Genomic DNA, 1,681 nt, shown 5'->3' on the forward strand with positions numbered 1-1,681 from the left:
GCGGTCTGCACGTTCTGGTTATCGACCACCGGAGCCCCGGCGGCAGTGGTCAAACGTACTCCTGTTGACATTTTCCACCTATAGAATTGGAAGTCTCGCTGGTAACTATAGCCGGCACGAGGCCTAAGATTAATATTAAAAATGGAATTCTGAATTCCGATTAAAAAATCAAACAGAGCAACCTCGAAAAACAGGAAAAACAAAGTGCAATAAAACTAAATAATTGCTCGTTTACCAAGCACTCACGCAAGAAAAGTATCACCCCAGACATCTACACAGCGATATCACAACAATATAAATCAATACAAAGCCAGAATAGAGATCAAAAACATATAAACCATGTTAAATATTAACTTTCTCGTAGAATCCCTCTGTCAGAAATATCAAAGTTTGCAGTAATCCTCTCACGAAGGCCTTCCAGTACGCTCAGAATCTGGTGAAATACGCCGATCCCATTGCCCGCGTATTCCAATGAAGCAGATGACCTTCTCCGACGCCGAGTGCGCCGGCAAGTGCAAGCAGACCCGCAAGGAACTGTTCCCGATCGAGATAGATCAGGAGGTGCTGTAGAAGGGTTTGGTTGCCCTGATCCAGCCGCACTACCCGAAGGGTGAAGGCGGTCGCCCAGCTTACCCGTTGATGGCGATGCTGCACGTGCACCTGATACAGAACTGGTTCAGCTACAGCGATCCGACGATGGAGGAAGCCCTGTATGAGACAACCATCTTGCGCCAGTTCACCGGCTTGAGCCTGGAGCGCATTCCGAACGAAACCACCATCCTCAACTTCCTCCGGCTGCTGGAGCAGCACGAGTTGACGGCTGGAGTTCTGGCGATGATCAATGGCTATCTGGGGGATCGTGGCTTGTCGCTGCGGGAGGGCGCCATTGTCGATGCCACGCTGATCCATACGCCGAGTTCAGCCAAGAACAAGGATGGCAAGCTCGATCCAGAAATGCACCAGACCAAGAAGGGTAACCAGTACTACTTCGGCATGAAGGCGCATATCGGTGTGGATGACGCGTCTGGTGGTGCACAGCGTAGTGGGTACGGCGGGCAACGTTGTGGACGTTACTCCGGCCGACAAATTGCTGCACGGCGACGGAACGTAGTTTGTACGGATGCGGGCTACGGGGTTGAAAAGCGTCCAGAGCATGCAGTTCGCGGCTACCCACAGGCGACCCGCACGGACCAAGGCCCCGTATTCACCGGCAAGGCGCTTGATCAGTGTGCGTATCAGCGCGACATCAAGCTGAAGCTGATTCAGCCTGGCAAGCCCACGCAGAATGCCTTCATCGAGTCATTTAACGGCAAGTTCTGGGACGAATGCCTCAATGAGCACTGGTTCTACTCGCAGGCCGAAGCGAGAGTCCAGATCACGGCCTGCCGGTGGGATTACAACGAGCACCGACCGCACAGCACCATTGGCAATCTCACCCCGGCAGAATTTGCTGCAAGTTGGCGAACTCACCAGCAGCAACTGAAGCAGGAAAAATTGATCTCAACCCCAGAGCCTACTAACTAGGCAGAGGTACTAAAACTGGGGCAGGTCAGCAATCCGAAAGAAAATCCCTCCCCCTCCTACCGAGTATTTCCTACTGCATCAACGTTGTCCATTTGAGAGGTTGTCCCCAGCTTCGTGCGAGGACCCTCATGAAACGCCCATCCCCTGCATCAATGAT

Annotated in this window: 1 protein-coding gene and 1 pseudogene; both read left to right on the forward strand. The window is 52.5% G+C overall.

Features of this window, described 5'->3' with window-relative positions; translation table 11 throughout:
* Positions 1–576: 576 nt before the first annotated feature.
* Positions 577–1,146: pseudogene (locus tag HMPREF2924_RS36895) on the forward strand (IS5 family transposase); the annotation flags it as partial.
* 105 nt (positions 1,147–1,251) lie between these two features.
* Entirely contained in the window at positions 1,252–1,524 is a 273-nt protein-coding gene (locus HMPREF2924_RS36900; protein WP_322973026.1) for an integrase core domain-containing protein, read from the forward strand.
* Positions 1,525–1,681: the final 157 nt, after the last annotated feature.

It is taken from the genome of Pseudomonas sp. HMSC063H08, from assembly GCF_001813645.1.
GTDB classification, from domain to species: domain Bacteria; phylum Pseudomonadota; class Gammaproteobacteria; order Pseudomonadales; family Pseudomonadaceae; genus Pseudomonas; species Pseudomonas aeruginosa.